This window comes from Tardiphaga sp. 813_E8_N1_3 (assembly GCF_051811025.1).
Lineage (GTDB): Bacteria > Pseudomonadota > Alphaproteobacteria > Rhizobiales > Xanthobacteraceae > Tardiphaga.
Genome location: NZ_JBPWQE010000001.1, coordinates 5,392,498 through 5,409,568, shown reverse-complemented (window position 1 = coordinate 5,409,568; position 17,071 = coordinate 5,392,498). Strand labels below are relative to the sequence as shown.

The window sequence follows — 17,071 nt, the reverse complement described above, 5'->3', positions numbered from 1 at the left end:
AAGGCGATGCAGATCGCAAAGGCCCCCTCTGGATCAAGGTCGCAAGTAGCTCCAGCCTCGCTCTTGCAGCTCCATGATCCGTACCACTCCGGATTTGGTGACCTTGGCCTGCGGGATGAGAGGAATATCTTTCGCCTCAGCTTTTGCCATGTTCTCGCGGGTGTTCCCGCATGCTGAAAAGGTCAGCTGTGGCATGGTTTCGCTCATGGATTTGATGCGCGCTTTGACGGGAGAGGTGTCATCTCGCAGCATATGCAGTCCGGGTCCAAAAACGACCACTTCGATCCCAACCTTTTGACCGATCTCGCTGTAGTGCTGAGCTACATTGCTGACATTATTGAGAGCGAGATTGATTGTTGCGGGGTCATTGACGTCAACCTGTACAACGAGCCGATGGGGCTGCATTCGGATGGCGGCAGTGGTCACCTTGGCGTTGGCGTTCATTTTGGTAGAAGTCTTGGCAGACGTATTGATTTCCACAGCGCCACTGGTTTGGATGCTCAGCATCAAGATACTCCCAACGGCGGCCATGCTGGCGAAGACGACGAGTGATCTGTTCATGTTGTTTCCTTGAGTGTGCTGGGAGTGCGGGCTCAAGTGTGCGCGATAGCGTAATCGCGCGCGAACAGGCGGGTCAAGAATGGTTCAGACAATGCAGGCGTGATCTACTTAATTGCCGCGATTGGTGCGCCTACCTCGTTGTGACTACTTCCATTGCTACATCGACAAACGGCCGATGAAGGCTGTGTCATGAAAATGGACACACATAAAAGCTCACCTGAGTTGTCACGATGTGGTCACAGACAATTGAGGCAGCATCGCATTGGCTACGGCGATCCAAAGCTGTTGAGGGCTCCCGCGCAACAAGCAGAACCGTTGTGCGTGCCTCGTCTGCGGTAGGAGCTTGCATTCTGTGGGTCCTCATTGGGGCTGCGGAGGATGGGCTATGCGGTGAAAGCCAATTCCGCGCGCAGGCCTCCGAATCCTCTCAAACACGGGAGCGGGAACTGGCCGTTGAACGGGAACGGAACAGGGCTGAGGCCCTTGCACCTGTGCTTGTCGCGCCTCCTCGAGCAGAACTCAATGCGGTGCAGTCGACGGCTGAAGCGACCAGCACCATGCTAGGACACGCGCTTGATCAAGAGCGAGCCAGGGCAGACGCTCTTGCGGGTGACCTTGCGACCCTCCGGGCGGAACTCGAGACGGCGCGGGTGGCAGGCAAGGAAAAGGAATCTGGCCCGGCCATCGAGGTAGGGATCAGGCAAACGCAAGCGCTCGAGCAGGAGCGAGAAAAAACAATCAACCTTATGCGTGAGCTTACTTTCCTTCGGACGGAACTCGACGCGGCACGGATCGTGATTTCGAAAGCTGTGCAAGCCACCGAGGCAGAGATCAAGCAAGAGCAGGCGCTCGAACAGCAGGAGCGGGGGAAGGCAGACGCGCTCGCTCGTGACCTTGCTTCCCTTCGGACGGAATTCGATACGGCGCGGATCGCAGCTTCGGACGCCGCAAAAGCCACTGCGGCGGAGATTGAACAAAAGCAGGCGCTCGAACAGCAGCTCAAACAGCAGCAAGACGGAGCAGAAGCCCTCACGCGTGAATTGATCTCCCTCCGGACGGAACTCGACGCGGCGCATGCCGCGACGCCGGAGGCCGCGCGGATCATAGAGGCTGCGAAGATCGAACAAGAGCGGACATTTGCAAAGGAGCGGAGCAGGACCGAGGCACTCGCCCGCGAGCTCTCCTCGGCGCGTCAGCAGATCGAGGAGCATGCCGGCCGTCTCGCGGCGGCACACGCTGAGATGCTTCGGGTGACGGAGGCCAGCAACACCACGGCAGCAGAGCAGAAGCGAACTCTTGCCAGCGAGCGCGAGCGCGCTGACGCACTTGTGCAGGAGCTTGCTCTTGTTAAGAACCAACTGGAGGCTGGAAACCAGCAGCTTGCTGCCGTGAGTGCTTCTCAGACTCTCGCTTCGCGCCAACCCGCCACTACTGGCCGGAACGAAGGCGCGGCGGAGCCCCGTGCGAAGACGACCGAGGGAAAGAGCGCCTTGCCGCAGTGGGCTTCCACTCAGGCCGTCGCTTCATATGTGGAACGATCGTCCGTGTTGGAAACGCCACCGCAAGCACGGTCGACCGCTCGCGAAGCCGTGCCAAGTGTGGAGCTGAAAGTCCCCGTGGCATCAGAGGCAACCATGCTGGCGAGTGTCGCTCCCTATTCTGTGGCGGACGAACAGAGATTGCTTGTTCGGGCCAACGCATTGCTCCGACAAGCTGACATCAGCGGGGCGCGCCCATTGCTTGAACACGCTCTTGGACATGGCAGCGCGCGAGCCGCCTTTATGCTCGCGGAGACCTACGACGCCCGCGTGCTGAAATCGTGGAGCGCACGTGGGGTCCTCGGTGATTCCAGAAAGGCACGCGAACTGTACGAAAAGGCACAGGCGGGCGGCATTGAGGATGCGAAGACGAGGATTGAGTCGCTGAAATAGCTGCCAGCTCCTGGCGCGTCAGCCCTAGATGGTCATTCCGAGAATGGAGACTCGCATGTCGCTCATCAAGCTCTTATCTGCGATGGCATTGGCGGCGTTCGGGTCGCAATTGGCCGCAAATGCGCAATCGCTTCCGACGCGCGAGACGCCAGCTGCGGTGGCCGCGAAAAAGACTGAAACAGCCGCGAAAGAACGCATCAATGCTTGGACTGTCGGCCTTGCCGGCGGCCTCATTGAAGGCGCTCCGCTTCGTCTCGCGGCAGAGATCGCTCGCGTCGTGAATGAAGAAGACAAGCTTCACGTTCTCCCGATCGTAACGCGCGGAGCAACGGAAAATGTCAATTCGCTGCTGTATCTCAAGGGTGTTGATGCGGCGATTATCAATACGGACGCTCTTGACGAATACAAGGCTCAGGTCCCGTCTATCGAGCGGCGCATCGTCTACGTTCTGAGCCTCTTCCCATCCGAACTACATATATTCGTCCGCCCCGAGATCCGGTCGCTCGAAGACCTCAAGGGCAAGAAGGTCAATTTCAATACGCAAGGTACGGCAGCCGCCTATTCCGGTCCGCTGATTTTCAGTCGGCTGGGGCTGGGCGTGGAGAAAATGTTCATTCCACACCAGGTGGCTTTGGAGCAAATGAAGCGCGGAGAAATCGCGGCCGTTGTATTTGTGACGTCAAAGCCCGTCGACGCCTTTCTCAAGGGACGCTGGGATCCCGGATTTAAGTTCCTCCCCGTCGAATACGGCGCCAGATTTGAGGACTACTACCTCCCGTCGTCCATCGACGCGACGGATTATCCGAGTCTGGTACCGAAGGGTGAGCGGATAGCGACGATTGCAGTCCCCACCATCCTTGCGGCCTACAACTGGCCGCAACAGTCCGATCGATACCGGCGCGTGGCGCGCCTGGTCGATCACTTGTTTGGTCGCTTCGACCGGTTGCAGTCGCCCGGTTTCGATCCGAAATGGAAAGAGGTCAACCTGCGGGCTAGTGTCCCGAGCCTCGGCAGGTTCAAGCCGGCGCAGGAATGGCTTGATCTTCCGCAGGCCGTAACCGCGGGACGGTCCCCATGAAGGACACGGGTACCCTCGGTCTGGCTGTGCTCTTGGTTATGAGCCAGACTGTGTGTGCTCAAACCGGTGGCGCCATAGATCGCCTGAAGACCTGCTCACAGTTTGAAGGCATGGAGCGCTTGAAGTGCGTCGATGAGCTGTTGGGGGAGATGACCGAAACCCACGCTACCACGCCGTCTCCAAGTCCGAACTGGATCATCAGCGAGACCACCTCGCCGGTGGATTATCAGCCGCAGATTGAGGCGCTGATGACAGCGCGCACGGCATCGCAAAATGCTGCCTCCGCGCTCGCCATCCATTGCCGCGCCCATCGCACGGAGCTGACCATTTCCACAACGGGATCCTGGAAGCAGGGCGCGGATGGCGAGGTGAAGGTCGCGCACCGGATCAACGAAGAGCCAGTTGTTGAACAGCGCTGGCGGGCGTTAGAAACGGGGAAAGGTCTTGCCTTTCCAGGCGACGTTGTTCGCTTGCTCCGCTCAATGCCGGAAGGCAGCCAACTTCTTGTTAAGGTCCGCGTTGGGAAAGGTCCGCCATATGAAAGTACGTTTCAATTGGTCGGCTTGGATTCAGTCCGACGCAAGATAGCGACAGCATGCAACTGGCCCGCGCCCTGACTGACGCAGATGCTAAACGAGTGCAGGACGATGGGACCAGTTCGCTCGCCTTTGTTGCGAAGATACCAGCCTGACATTTCCATTGCCTCGCCGCATGCGCAGCTGCCCTTCGCGCCCGCTCGTCCATTCAACGCTCCAACATCCGCAATGTCTTGGCATTGCGGCAACGACGGTTGCGCTGAACTGAACCAAGCCACCGGCGAGGCATCGGCAAGTCGCGACGCCGGTAGGTCTCCTTAATCCTCCCGCATACCGCGTCGTATCGCATCGGTCATCGGTTGCATGAGATAGGCAAGAACGGTGCGTTCACCAGTCGCGATCAGGACGTCGGCCATCATGCCGGGTTTCAGCTTCTCGCGAATTTTGTCGGGAAATTTCGTCACTTGCACTGAAACTTTGACTTCATAGTAAGGCTGGTGCGTGGCTTCGTCGCGAAGCGCGTCCGCCGCCACCGAGAGAACCTCGCCGATGGCGATAGGCGTCGAGCGAGCCTTGAACGAGGGAAGCCGCACTTCTGTAGGCATGCCGATTTGTACATGATTGACGTCGAGAGAAGATATTTTTGCGGCAACCACGAGAACGTCGTTGTCTGGCACGATCTCCATCAAGACGTCGCCCGGCTTGATCACCGCGCCAACCGTGTGGACTTTCAGATTGACGATACGCCCGGAGCGAGGTGCACGCAGGTCCATCCGACCGAGAACGTCAGCGGCCATGCGTAGCTTCTCGCGCGCGTCGGCGAGCTGGGCGCGGGTGTCGGCTAGCTTGCCGGTGGCTTCTTCCAGAACTTTCTGCCCTACTTGATTGATCTGTAACCGTGCCTCGTCGATGATCCGTCCGAAGCGCGCGATGTCGGCGTCGTATGAACCAATTCGCCCCTCAAGATCGGATTTGGAACGCTCCAGGGTCGCAACCCGCGCAAACGGAACAATCCCCTGGTCGGCGAGCGGCTTGAGCTTGGTATATTCCTGCGCCATGCTGTCGAACTGCGCGTGTGCAGCCTTGCTTTGCGCAGCGTTTCCCTGGATTTGGCGCTGTGCCTGTCCGATCTTTTCTTCAAGGATCGAAACCTCGATCTTTCGCGCAACGCGGCGTTCCTCGAACCGCCGCTTCTGATCGCCCATGGCACGCTGCGCAGAGGGATCGGAGGCCTTCTGCGTCAATTCGGATGGAAACATGATCGTATCGGCCCCATCGGCTTCCGCAAGCAGGCGCGCCTCTTCCGCGATTGCCGAATACACTGCCGAACGCGCCATCTCCTCCCGTGCCCGGTCTTGTGTTGGATCGAGCCGCAACAGCACCTGTCCCTGTTCGACATGCGCGTCGCCCTTCACCATCAGGCTTTGGACGATGCCACCTTCAAGGTGCTGAACGGACTTACGGTCGCTCTCGACGACGATCGAGCCAGCAGCCACGACGGCACCATCGATAGATGCCAGGGCAGCCCAACCACCAAACACAACGAAGGTCAGGAATACGATGCCAAAGCCGCGTCTCGCCGGCGTTCGCCAATCGCCCGATGGGCCGCCATTTGCGTTCCCGGCGTCGCGATTCGGGAATATCGACAGCCATACCTTTGATAGCCAGATCAGCAACCGCGCCTTGATCTCCATAAATCGTTGCAGGACATCCGGCCTGCGAAGCGCGTGGCCACCATTGCTCAACCGTCTAAGGAGTCGCGCGAGTTCGTCCTGAGCAGAAATCTCTGCTCGCAGTTTGGGAATCTTCATCATTGCCTCGTGACATGGACAGGCCGCACTGAACCTGGAAACGGCGCGTGGCGTGAGGCCCCATCAACTCGGTGGCTTTCTGTTGCGATCCGCGGCTCGCGACGCATGGGCGCAACGGTCTCGCCGAGAAGCAAGGGAAGAAGCTCTTCGCGCGTGCCGGCGCGCCCGATGCGACCGTCATGCATGAAAACAATCTTGTCGACCAATGAAAGGAGATTGGGTCTGTGATTGATGATCACGATCGTCACGCGTTGCTGACGGAGCATTTGGATGGCATCGGCCAGAGCACGATCGCCGTCGCCGTCCAGGTTGGCATTCGGTTCATCGAGCACGACAAAGACGGGCCTGCCAAAAAGCGCGCGGGCCAACCCGATGCGTTGTCGCTGGCCGCCGGAAAGACCAGCCCCGTTTTCCCCTATGACAGTGTCGTAGCCCTGCGGCAGCCGCTGGATCATGGCGTGCGCCGAAGCCAGTTGTGCCGCTTCGACGACCTGTTCATCCAAGGCGCCGTCGCGAAAGCGAGCGATATTGTCGCGGACGGTCCCGGCGAATAGTTCAACATCCTGCGGCAGGTAACCGAAACTTTGCCCGAGGAAGCTGGTTTCGAAATGCCGGATGTCATTTCCGTCGACACGTACGCAGCCCTGTGCGGCCGGCCAAGCTCCGACCAGCGCGCGGGCCAGGGAGGATTTGCCGGAGCCCGACGCGCCGACGATCGCAACAACCTCGCCAGGTGTCAGTCGGAAAGTGACATCGGCGATCGCCGCCAGTTGTGAGCCTGGTACCATAACTGTCAAAGCCTCGACGGAGATTTCGCCGATCGGGGGCGGCAACCGCGTCGGTTGTCTTTCCGTCGCTCGCGTTCGCAGGGCCTCATCGAGGCGGGAAAAAGACGTGCGCGCGGAAACAAATGCCCTCCATTGCGAGACGGCCGCTTCTACCGGTGCCAGCGCACGCCCCATAATCAGAGAGGCAGCGAAGAGAACGCCTCCCGAAATCTCCTGATGAATTGCCAGGTAGGCCCCGACGCCCATAATCGCCACTTGGATCGCCATCCGCAGAAATTTCGAGATTGCGAGCAATGTTCCGCCGCGTTCTCCGGCCTTGGCGCTTTCAACGAGCGCCTGTCCATGCATGACACCCCAGGCGGCGCGCACGGCAGGCCCCATTCCGAGACCGCGGATCGCTTCAGCGTTACGAAGCGAAGATGTCAATCGGTCCAGAGCGTGAAGGTTCTTGAACGAAGCTGCCATCAGCGGCGCCTTGGTGGCGCGCTCGTTGAGAAAGGCGAGTGCAAGAATGACCAGCGCGCCCATCAAAGCAACGAGGCCGATCGATGGATGAAGTAGGAAACACATGCCGAGAAAAATCGGAGTCCAAGGTACGTCCATCAGAGACGTGATCACGCCGCCGGATAAAACATCACGCAATGTATCGACGTCGCGCAACAGTTGAACATGATGCGAGCTCCCTGTGCGCACTGCCTGTGCAAGCGCCGTTTCGAAAGCTTCTCCTGAGAGTAACTGGTCGAAGCGTAGCCCGGTTTGCACGAGAACGCGGCTGCGAAAGTGTTCAAGTGCTGCGTAGCTGATGAAAAGCGCGAGCGCGATCAGCGAAAGCAGCAACAGCGTCATGGCGTTTCGGCTCGTCAGTACGCGATCGTAGATCTGCATCGTATAGAGCGGCGAAACGAACACCAAAAGATTTATGAAGATAGACAGCCCGCCCGCGGCAAGCAGGCCTGGACGTATCTGGCGGAACGCATCCGCAAGTGCGGGCGGTCTTGTCGAAGTATACATGTGTGTATCCAGGCCGCCCGAATCGGACGGCGCTAACGTTAGAGAAGCCATATGCGAAGAAGCGAGCGCGAATGCGCTCGTACGCAACACATCCCGCACTGCGCGAGACGGCATTCCTCTCGCGACCATACTGGCCGCGATGATCCCCAAATTGGGGGGCCATGAAGGCCCCCCAAGTCGCTTTCATATGCGCGGATCACCGCGCATATGTCGTTCTTTGCCGCAGACTCAGTTCTGCGGGCTTACCAGTGCCAAGAATGGTGATCCACGTGATGGTTGTTGTGGAGGCTGGCGAGATCCAGATGCGGCGCCAGAGTTGCGTCGGTGACGTCGCTCGAAGCCGTATCCGTCGCAGCCGTCGCTGCTGCGGTTGCAGCGGGCGATGCGGATGCGTGCTGATGATGACCACCCCAGGAAGATTTGTTCCCATCCGTGAGATGAGAGAAGTCCAGCCTGTGATGGTGGTTGTGCCCGGAGTTGCCGACGTCGGTGGTCGGAGCCGTTGTCGTCGGCTCGGTGGTCGCCGCCGCAGTCGAGGTGTCGACAACGCTGCTGGAAGTGGTATCCGCTGCAACGCTCACGGAAGCGGTTGCCGCGGATCCGTGGTGATGGTGTCCACCTCCGGATGATGTGCTTCCATCGGTCAGCTGGGAGAAGTCCAGCTTGTGATGGTGGTTATGCCCGGAGTGGCCGGCGTTGGTGGTCGGCGCCGTCGTCGTTGGCTCGGTGGTCGTGGGCGCAGTCGAGGTGTCTACCGACGAGGTCGTGTCCGTGACGCTGCTGGAAGCGGTATCCGCTGCAGTGCTCACCGACGCGTTTGCCGTGGATCCGTGGTGATGGTGTCCACCTCCGGAACCGGACGATGTGCTTCCATCTGTCGACTGGGAGGAGTCAGCCTTGTGATGGTGATTGTGCCCGGAACTGCTGGTGTCGTTGGTCGGCGCCGTCGTTGTCGGCTGGGAGGTCGTGGGCGTCGTCGAAGAATCGTTCGAAGACGTCGTGTCTGTCGAGGTGCCGCTATGCGACGTGTCGACCGGCGTCGTCGGGCTGCTGCTCGACGTATCGACCGGAGTCGTGCTTCCAGTCGACGTCGAACCCGTCGCCGTGGTGCTCGTATTGTGCTGCAGGAATACGTTCTGGAGCGCTTGCGAGTTTTCGAGCGCCACGTCTCCGTTCTGCGATCCCCAGGCATAGGCGTAGTCGAAAGCCGGATTGGGAACGACAGATGCCCAATGGTCGAGCATTTGCTGTTCCTGCGCGGCGGTCGGCATCACATAGTGACCACCCTGATCGGTGACCCAGTTACCGCCGCCGAATGTTTGAAATACCGGCACGATGCTGGCCTCCGGAATTCCAGCGGCTTTGGCGGCAGCGACAGCCTTGTCAATCATGCTGTAGTCGACTGTCGAGCTGTCCGACCGCACCGGATACGGATCGATTCCGAAGAGGTCGATGTGGGTGTTTTCCGGAGTATATGTATTCGCGAAGCTGGGATTATCTGAAGATCCCATGTTCATCATGGTGATGAAGGTCTTCGCGCCCGGAACATTGGCGTGAATCCAATCGGACTCAGCCTTCAGGTTTGCAGCGGTCACGAGGGTATTCCACTGCCCCGTGGGATCTGGTTCGTCCTTAAGGAAAAAGCCGTAAACGTTGGGATTACCGATGTAAGGCTTCACAGCGTCGATGAAGCTCTGGGTGACGCCATCGCCCTGATCGAGCCAGACGAGGCCCTTCACACCTGCCGGCAAAGCGTTCACTTGCTCGACCGACGAAACGTCGGCGAGATTGAAGCCTGCCTGAGCTGGAGTGAAGTTACCCTTTGCGTCGATGTTATCTCCGGATGTGTAGTGTAATGTTGTCAATACCGTTCCCCTGTATTGTAGTACGTTGACGAAGCCCCCAAGAATCTTCGTAAAAGAAAGCGCAGGTACGTAACTACAGTTCTGCATTAACTTCGATCGAAGCGCCCATGGATTAACGTTTGTTTACGTTTGAGGCGGGAGTTTGGCGCGGCACTGGGCAAAACAGTGAGTTTATTGTGCTAAAACTTGGAGACTGGTATCAAAACGGCGGTAGCTCGGTGCGCAGAGATTCATAACCTGTTCGCAACGGTACTACTCAACAGTCGCGATACGGCGAAGGAACTACACAAACGTACTCATAAGTATCGCCGGTAGAAGCGGTAATCGTTGATGCGTGTTTCGGATTCCTCTGCTGTAGTTGCGCCAGCGACAACGACAGCAAGCTTCTCTCCTGTCTCGGCAATACCCATTTCGAGCGTAGCGCTTCGGAAAGCCAGCAATGCCGGCGTGGCGCGATCTCACTCCTTCGACGAAAATGCGTGCGTCAGTGCCGGGCCGCATCAATGCCGCGGTAGAACCATGCTCCGTCAATGCACTTCATGTGCTTGAGCAACTAGATCAATCTGGGGGCGCGGCTGTGCTGGCCGATGGTCGTGCAGGCCGATCGACAATGACCTCGGCGAATCCCCGGTCCCAAAGCATGCCTGTCAGGATCGCAAGCTTTCGGATGAGATCAAGAAGCAAGCGCCCACTAATCGCAAAGGTGGGTGGCCGCAGCAGGCTACAAACGTCATGATGCCGATTGCACAAGCTCAGGCATCAGCTGTTTTGAGCCGTCGAGAAACACCCTCACCGCGTCGTTGACGATGTCGTCGAGCCGCTCCGGTGTTGGCGTGTCGTAGACGAAGCGCCGGATGGCCATATAGAAGATGCGGCCGTGCAAACCCCAGAACATTTCGACTTCGCGTTCCGACAGCGGCACCTGGTCGCTTGAGGGCAGCTTCAGGTCGTGACGAAGTTCGCGGCAGGCGGGCTCGATGATCTGGTCGCGGACGATCTGAAGGTAGCGCTTGGTGATGTCGAATGATTTCATCCCGGAGAAGACGAAGATTCTCACCCAGTTGTATTCGAAGACCTGCTCGACGTATTCCAGATAGAAGCGCGACAGCCGCGTTTGAAGCGATAGCGTGCGGTCCTGGATCAGGCCGGCCCAGGACGGCGACCAGCGGCTGAGATAGATCTCTTCATAGACGCGTTCGATCAGCGCTTCCTTGCTCGGGAAGTGCCGATAGATCGCCGAATGGGTGATGCCCATGCGCTTGGCGAGTTCGCGCGTCTGTCCGCCAAAGCCATGCTCGGCGAAAAACTTAACGGCCTCATCGACGATGAAACGCTCGCGCTCCGCCGCGCGCATGTTGCGACGCGGTGGCTTTTCGGCTGATTTGATGGGCTTTTTTGCCATTTTTGCTTCGCGTTGCGGGAGTTCTGAATAGCTCAATTCGAAAAAGAGACCAAATGGTCATTTTAAGTTGACCCTGGGAAACCGGCGTGTTCTAGATTTCAGACCAAGTGGTCACAACTGGGCGTCCGCGAGACGTTTAGGGAGAAGACGTTGAAGGCGAGGGCGTTCAACTATGTGAGGGCTTCCACCGTGGTGGAGGCGCTGAAGGCATTCGAGGATGCACAGGACGACGCGAGCTATATCGCGGGCGGCCAGAGCCTCGTGCCGACGCTTGCCTTGCGTTTGCAGGCGCCGGAGCTGCTGATCGATATCGCGCATATTCCGGCACTTCGCGGCATCGAGTTGCAGGGCGACTGGCTGCGTATCGGCGCGCTGACCCGACATTTTGAAGTACTGAGCGATCCGCTGATCCGTCGGCACGCGCCGCTTTACAGCGAGGCCGCGCCGCATGTGGCGCATCCGGCGATTCGCAACAAGGGCACGCTTGGCGGCAGCATTTCGCATGCTGACCCCGCGTCCGAATTTCCCGCCATGACGCTGGCGCTCGGCGCCGAGCTTGAAATCGCTGGCCGCGACGGCGTGCGCCGGGTGCCGGCCGATGATTTCTTTGTCGATCTGTTTCAGACCGCGATCGAACCGGGCGAACTGCTTGTCGCTATCCACGTGCCGGTGGTTCGTCCCGGCCATCGTTGGGCGTTTCATGAGCTCGCGCGTCGGCGCGGCGATTTCGCACTGGTCGGTTGTGGTATTTTTGCCGAGTTTTCTGGCGACGCGGTCGAGCATGTCCGTATCGCATTCTTTTCCGTCGGCAGCACGCCGCTGCGTGCGCGGCAGGCGGAAGAAGCTCTGATCGGCAAGACGCTGGATCAGGCTGCAATCGCTGCTGCGCAGGCCGTCGTCGGCGATGACCTCGATCCGCCTGAAGACGAGCACACGCCGCCTGCCATGAAGCGCCATCTGGCGCGCGTTCTTCTTGGCCGACTGTTGGGCGAGATCGCGAGGCAGGACGTATGAGCGATCTCGTCAATGTCACCATGACGGTGAACGGCACTGAGGTGTCGCACAGCATCGCGCCGCGCGTCACGCTGGCGGATTTCCTGCGCCAGACGCTGGAGCTGACCGGCACCCATACCGGCTGCGAGATGGGCGTTTGCGGCGCCTGTCTGGTTATTCTGGATGGCCGCGTCGTACATTCTTGTCTGACCTTCGCGGTGCAGGCGAGCGGGGCGGCCATCGAGACCGTCGAAGGTCTCACCGAGCGCACTGCGATTGCCGATCTTCAGGAGGCATTTCATCAGCGCAACGCCCTGCAATGCGGCTTCTGTACGCCGGGCATGCTGATGACCGCGCATAGCCTGCTGTCACAGCCGGGCGTGCCGACGCGTGAGGAAATTCGCGAAGCGCTATCTGGAAATTACTGCCGCTGCACCGGCTATGAAGCCATCGTCGATGCCATCGAGAAGGTCGCGCGCGACCGCGATGCAGGTGTGATTGATCAGGCATCCGAGGAGGTCGGCGCATGAGCGTGCTAACCCCACTGGATCGTCCGAACTCCTATATCGGCCGCTCGGTGCCGCGCCCGAATGCCAAGCGATTGCTGGCCGGTCGCGGCCGCTACGTTACCGACATCACGTTGCCGCGCATGCTTCATGTCGCCTATGTGCGCAGCCCATACGCGCATGCGCGCATCCTGTCGATCGACACGCAGACGGCACGTGAAATGCCCGGCGTACGTCTGATCGCGACCGGCGAGGACCTTGCGAAGCTCTGCACGCCATGGGTCGGCACCATGGATCACTTCAAAGGCATGAAATCGCCGCCGCAACTGCCGCTGCCTGTCGACAAGGTCGTATGGTCCGGGCAAGCGGTCGTCGCCGTCGTTGCCGATACGCGCGCGCTGGCCGAGGATGCTGCCGAGGTCGTCTATATCGACTTCGAGGAACTGCCCGCCGTCGTCGATATCGACGTTGCGCGCGAACCAGGCGCGCCGGTGATCTCGCCGGAACTCGGTAGCAATCTCTGCTTTCACGGCAAGATCGACACCGGCGGTGTCGATGACATCTTCGCCGGCGCCGCCCATGTGGTGGAAGAGGAATTCCATTTCGGCCGTCATACCGCGGTGACCATGGAGCCGCGCGCGATCATCGCGGACTATGACGCCAGCGAAGCGAAGCTGACGGTGCATCACGCCACGCAGACGCCGTATCAGTTCCAGGACATCTATGCGCGCCATTACGGCATTCCCGAATCCAGCGTGCGTGTGATCGCACCGGATATCGGCGGCTCGTTTGGCATGAAGCTGCACATGTATCATGAGGACATGGCGGTGGTCGGCCTCAGCATGATGTTGGGCCGCCCGGTCAAATATGTCGCCGACCGTATCGAATCCTTCGTCTCCGACATTCATGCCAGGGATCATCGCGTCCGCGCCCGTATGGCGGCGGATGCGGATGGCAATATTCTGGCGATGGATGTGGAGGATGTCACCGGCATCGGTGCATTCTCCGCCTATCCGCGCACCAGTGTCGTCGAAGGCAATCAGGTCTATCGCTTGATGGGCGCGCCTTACACGTTCCGGAACTATCGCGCCGATCTGCAGGTGGTGTTCCAGAACAAGGTTCAGATGAGCCAGTACCGGGCCGTCGGGCATCCGGTTGCCTGCACGGTCACCGAGCGGCTGGTGGACATGATTGCCGAGAAGACGGCGCACGACGTGTTCGATATCCGCAGCCGCAACATGATTGCGGACGATGCCTATCCCTGCACGTCGCCAACCGGCTACCAGTTCGAAGCGCTGTCGCACCATGCCTGCCTCACCAAGCTGAAGACGATGATGGACTACGACGGGCTGCGCGCCGAACAGGCGGAGCTCCGGGCCAAGGGCATTTATCGTGGCATCGGTATCGCCACTTTCGTGGAGATCACCAATCCCGGCCCGGCCTTCTATGGCGTCGGCGGGGCGCGGATCTCGTCGCAGGATGGCGCCATCGTCAAGATTACGCCGGCCGGGGATGTCCATTGCTCGATCTCGGTGACTGAGTTGGGCCAGGGCACCGAAACCATCATTGGGCAGATCGTTGCCGAACATCTCGGCGTCGATCGCGATCGCGTCAAGGTCATGACGGGCGATACGGACACCACGCCCTATGGCGGTGCGACCTATGCCTGCCGCGGCGCCGGCATCGGCGGCGAAACGGCGCTGCAAGCGACCAAGAAGCTGAAGGCCAATGTGCTCGCAGTGGCTGCGGCGATCCTGCAGGACGAGCCGGAGAAGCTCGACATCCACAGTAGCTGGATCGTCGATGCCGCGACGGCGCAACGGCGCATGGAGCTCTCCGAGATCGCGCGTATCGCCTACTTCCGGTCGGATACGTTGCCGCCCGGCACGCAGGCGCAACTGTCGGTCGCGCATCACTATGCGCCGCAAGGCTATCCCTTCGCCTTCACCAATGGCGTCCAGGCCTGCCATCTCGAACTCGACGTCGAGACCGGTCTGGTCAAGATCCTCAAACTATGGGTGGTCGAGGACTGCGGCCGTGTCATCAATCCGTTGCTGGTCGATGAACAGATCCGCGGCGGCGTGGTTCAGGGGCTTGGCGCGGCGTTCTTCGAGGAATGCGTCTACGGGGACAGCGGCCAACTCACCAACGGCTCGCTCGCCGATTATCTCGTGCCGATGGCGGTCGAGATGCCGGATATCGAGATCGGCCATGTCGAGACGCCGACGATGGATACCCAGCTCGGCGCCAAGGGGGTCGGCGAGGCAGGCACGGCTGCGGCATCAGCGGCAGCGCTTAATGCGATCAATGATGCGATGAAGCCATTCGGAGGCACGGTCGCTCAGGTGCCGATGACACCTGCGCGAATACTCAAGGCGCTTGGACACATCTGACCAACAAAACAAATCAAACGGAGGACATCATGACTAGGGATAATCGAGGCACCACCCGCAATCACATCTCGCGTCGTCACGTGCTGGCCGCGCTCGGCACCGGCGCGAGCGTCGTCGCCATGCCATGGATCGCACGCGCGGCCGACGACACTATCCGTATCGGCTTTCCGACGCCGTTGACCGGCCCATTCGCTGCCGAAGCCAAGGATCAGGTCAAGAGTGCCGAACTCGCCGTCAAGCAGTTCAACGACAAGGGCGGCGTCAACGGCCGCAAGGTCGAATTGCTGGTCCGCGACGACAAGCTCAATGGCGGCGAGGCGGCAACGCGCACGCTCGAATTGATCGAAAAGGACAAGGTCCATGCGATCGTCGGCTCACTGTCCAGCGCAGTGCAGCTCGCGGTCAATGAAGTGACGCGCGCTCGCGGCGTGCTCTATGTCTCGATCAGCCAGTCCGACACCATCAACGAGGTCAAGGACTTCAGTAAATACACCTTCCACGAAGCGTTGAATCCCACAATGACCGCAGGCGCTGTGGCGCGTCACGCCTTCAAGAAGGGCACGAAGGTCGCCCATCTCGTCGCTGACTATGCCTATGGACATGAAATGCTGCGCGGCTTCAAGCGCGCGCAGGCCGCGATCGGCGCCGAGACCGTCGGCGAAATCATGCATCCGTTCGGTGCCGCCGATTACTCGACCTTCATGCCGCGTCTGCGTTCGATGCGTGCCGACGTATTGTGCATCAGCAACTTTGGCCGCGATCAGGCAAACTCCATCAAGCAGGCGGTTGATTTCGGCTTGAAGCAGCAGTCCAAGATCGTCGTGCCGGTATTGCTGCATAACCAGCGGCTGGCGGTCAGCCCGGAAGTGTTCGAAGGCGTCGTCGGCGGTTCGAATTACTATTGGGGTCTCGAGAGCACGCTGCCGAGCGCCAAGGCGTTCAACGACGCCTATCGCGCGGCCAATGGCGGGGCGATCCCTACCGACTACGGCGCTTACGGCTATACCGGTGTGTCGTCGCTGCTGCAGGCCATGCAGGTCGCCGGCGGAACCGACACCGACAAGGTGATCACAGCACTGGAAGCGCTGAAATACGATGTCGCCAAGGGGCCTCAGTACTATCGCAAGTGCGATCACCAGTCGGTGCAGTCGGTCCTCGTGCTCGAGTCCAAGAAGAAGGCCGATATGAAGAGCGACAGCGATCTGTTCAGCGTCGTCGCCAATGATGCGCCATCCGAGACCGTGCTGCGTAGCTGCACGGAACTCGGTTTCCCAGCCTAACGAAAGCACGCGCCTTCCATGGATACAGAACTCATCCTGATGCAACTCTTCTCAGGAGTTGCCCTCGGCGCGATCCTCGTGATCACCGCGCTCGGCCTGTCGATCATTTTCGGCATGCTGGGCGTGGTGAACTTCGCGCATGGCGCATTGTTCATGGTCGGCGCCTATGCCGGGCTTTGGGTCGCCTCATTGACCGGCAGCTTCTGGTGGGGGCTCCTCGTGGCCCCCATCATGATCGGCATGTTCGGCATGCTGATCGAATATTTCCTGATCCGTCCGCTCTATGGCCGGTCGATCGACGATCCGCTGCTGCTCACCTTCGGGCTGAGTTACATCCTGGTCGAAGGCGTGCGGATCGTGTTCGGCAGTGACGGCATTCCGTTCCCGACCCCCACACTGCTGACCGGCGTCGTGGATCTCGGCGTCGGCTTCTTCCCGATCTACCGCATCTTCGTCGTCGGCATTGTGTTTTTCGTCGTCATGCTGCTGTGGCTCGGCCTCGAGAAGACCAAGTTCGGCCTGATCGTGCGCGCCGGCGCGCGCGATCCCACCATGATGAAGGTGCTCGGCGTCGATATCAGCAAGGTCTGGCTGCTGGTGTTCGGTCTCGGCGTCGGGCTCGCTTCGCTTGGCGGCGTGCTCTCCGGCCCGATGCGGTCAGTCAATCCCGAGATGGGCGCCCTGGTGCTGGCCGAAGCCTTCGTGGTGACTGTCATCGGCGGTCTCGGCTCGCTGGTCGGCTCGATCATCGCCGGCCTTCTGGTCGGCGTCGTGATCAGCATGACCGCGCTGTTCGCACCGGAAATGGCGACCATCGTGATGTTCGCATTGATGGCCATCGTTCTTCTGATCCGGCCGCAGGGCCTGTTCGGCAAACTCGCGTAACGGAGCGGACCATGACATCCTCGGTGCTTGC

General features: G+C 59.9%; 13 protein-coding genes. 8 read left to right on the top strand and 5 right to left on the bottom strand.

The annotated features are described in order from the left end of the window. Positions 1 to 33: 33 nt before the first annotated feature. Positions 34 to 561, bottom strand: coding sequence for a DsrE family protein (locus AB8A33_RS25580; RefSeq protein WP_439095359.1), 528 nt, complete (start codon positions 559 to 561; stop codon positions 34 to 36). 650 nt (positions 562 to 1,211) lie between these two features. Between AB8A33_RS25580 and AB8A33_RS25575 the strand changes: the two genes are divergently transcribed. Genes AB8A33_RS25575 through AB8A33_RS25565 form a run of 3 tightly spaced genes read left to right on the top strand, consistent with a single transcriptional unit; the run spans position 1,212 to position 4,187 of the window. Next, positions 1,212 to 2,492, top strand: a complete 1,281-nt coding sequence (locus tag AB8A33_RS25575) for a hypothetical protein (RefSeq protein WP_439095358.1) — start codon at positions 1,212 to 1,214, stop codon at positions 2,490 to 2,492. A gap of 55 nt (positions 2,493 to 2,547) precedes the next feature. Further along, on the top strand, positions 2,548 to 3,570 hold the full coding sequence (locus AB8A33_RS25570; RefSeq protein ID WP_439095357.1) for a TAXI family TRAP transporter solute-binding subunit: 1,023 nt from the start codon (positions 2,548 to 2,550) through the stop codon (positions 3,568 to 3,570). Further along, positions 3,567 to 4,187, top strand: coding sequence for a hypothetical protein (locus AB8A33_RS25565; protein ID WP_439095356.1), 621 nt, complete (start codon positions 3,567 to 3,569; stop codon positions 4,185 to 4,187). Before AB8A33_RS25570 ends, AB8A33_RS25565 begins: the two co-directional genes overlap by 4 nt. Before the next feature lie 236 nt (positions 4,188 to 4,423). Here AB8A33_RS25565 and AB8A33_RS25560 read toward each other — a convergent pair whose 3' ends face one another. The 4 genes from AB8A33_RS25560 to AB8A33_RS25545 all read right to left on the bottom strand — a co-directional run bounded on the left by AB8A33_RS25560 (position 4,424) and on the right by AB8A33_RS25545 (position 10,983). Beyond that, on the bottom strand, positions 4,424 to 5,917 hold the full coding sequence (locus AB8A33_RS25560) for an HlyD family type I secretion periplasmic adaptor subunit (protein WP_439095355.1): 1,494 nt from the start codon (positions 5,915 to 5,917) through the stop codon (positions 4,424 to 4,426). Then, on the bottom strand, positions 5,917 to 7,716 hold the full coding sequence (locus AB8A33_RS25555; RefSeq protein ID WP_439095354.1) for a type I secretion system permease/ATPase: 1,800 nt from the start codon (positions 7,714 to 7,716) through the stop codon (positions 5,917 to 5,919). Before AB8A33_RS25555 ends, AB8A33_RS25560 begins: the two co-directional genes overlap by 1 nt. Positions 7,717 to 7,958: 242 nt before the next feature. Further along, positions 7,959 to 9,581 carry a calcium-binding protein gene (locus tag AB8A33_RS25550; RefSeq protein ID WP_439095353.1) on the bottom strand — a complete coding sequence of 541 codons (1,623 nt, stop codon included), beginning with the start codon at positions 9,579 to 9,581 and terminating at the stop codon, positions 7,959 to 7,961. 730 nt (positions 9,582 to 10,311) lie between these two features. Beyond that, a complete protein-coding gene (locus AB8A33_RS25545; protein WP_439095352.1) occupies positions 10,312 to 10,983 on the bottom strand; it encodes a TetR/AcrR family transcriptional regulator in 672 nt (223 codons plus the stop codon). A gap of 150 nt (positions 10,984 to 11,133) precedes the next feature. On the opposite strand from AB8A33_RS25545, the gene AB8A33_RS25540 reads away from it, so the two are divergent. The 5 genes from AB8A33_RS25540 to AB8A33_RS25520 are packed head-to-tail and all read left to right on the top strand — an operon-like array spanning position 11,134 to position 17,040. Then, positions 11,134 to 11,997 carry an FAD binding domain-containing protein gene (locus tag AB8A33_RS25540; RefSeq protein ID WP_439095351.1) on the top strand — a complete coding sequence of 288 codons (864 nt, stop codon included), beginning with the start codon at positions 11,134 to 11,136 and terminating at the stop codon, positions 11,995 to 11,997. Then, positions 11,994 to 12,506, top strand: coding sequence for a (2Fe-2S)-binding protein (locus tag AB8A33_RS25535; protein WP_439095350.1), 513 nt, complete (start codon positions 11,994 to 11,996; stop codon positions 12,504 to 12,506). The genes AB8A33_RS25540 and AB8A33_RS25535 overlap by 4 nt, the downstream gene beginning before the upstream one ends. Then, positions 12,503 to 14,875 (top strand): xanthine dehydrogenase family protein molybdopterin-binding subunit, encoded by a 2,373-nt coding sequence (locus tag AB8A33_RS25530; RefSeq protein WP_439095349.1) that lies wholly within the window; start codon positions 12,503 to 12,505, stop codon positions 14,873 to 14,875. The genes AB8A33_RS25535 and AB8A33_RS25530 overlap by 4 nt, the downstream gene beginning before the upstream one ends. A 29-nt stretch (positions 14,876 to 14,904) precedes the next feature. Then, the gene (locus tag AB8A33_RS25525) at positions 14,905 to 16,155 is read left to right on the top strand and encodes an ABC transporter substrate-binding protein (RefSeq protein ID WP_439095348.1); all 1,251 of its coding nucleotides are present in this window, start codon (positions 14,905 to 14,907) and stop codon (positions 16,153 to 16,155) included. Between the two features lie 18 nt (positions 16,156 to 16,173). Continuing rightward, positions 16,174 to 17,040: a branched-chain amino acid ABC transporter permease gene (locus AB8A33_RS25520; protein WP_439095347.1), complete on the top strand. Its 867-nt coding sequence runs from the start codon at positions 16,174 to 16,176 to the stop codon at positions 17,038 to 17,040. Positions 17,041 to 17,071: the final 31 nt, after the last annotated feature.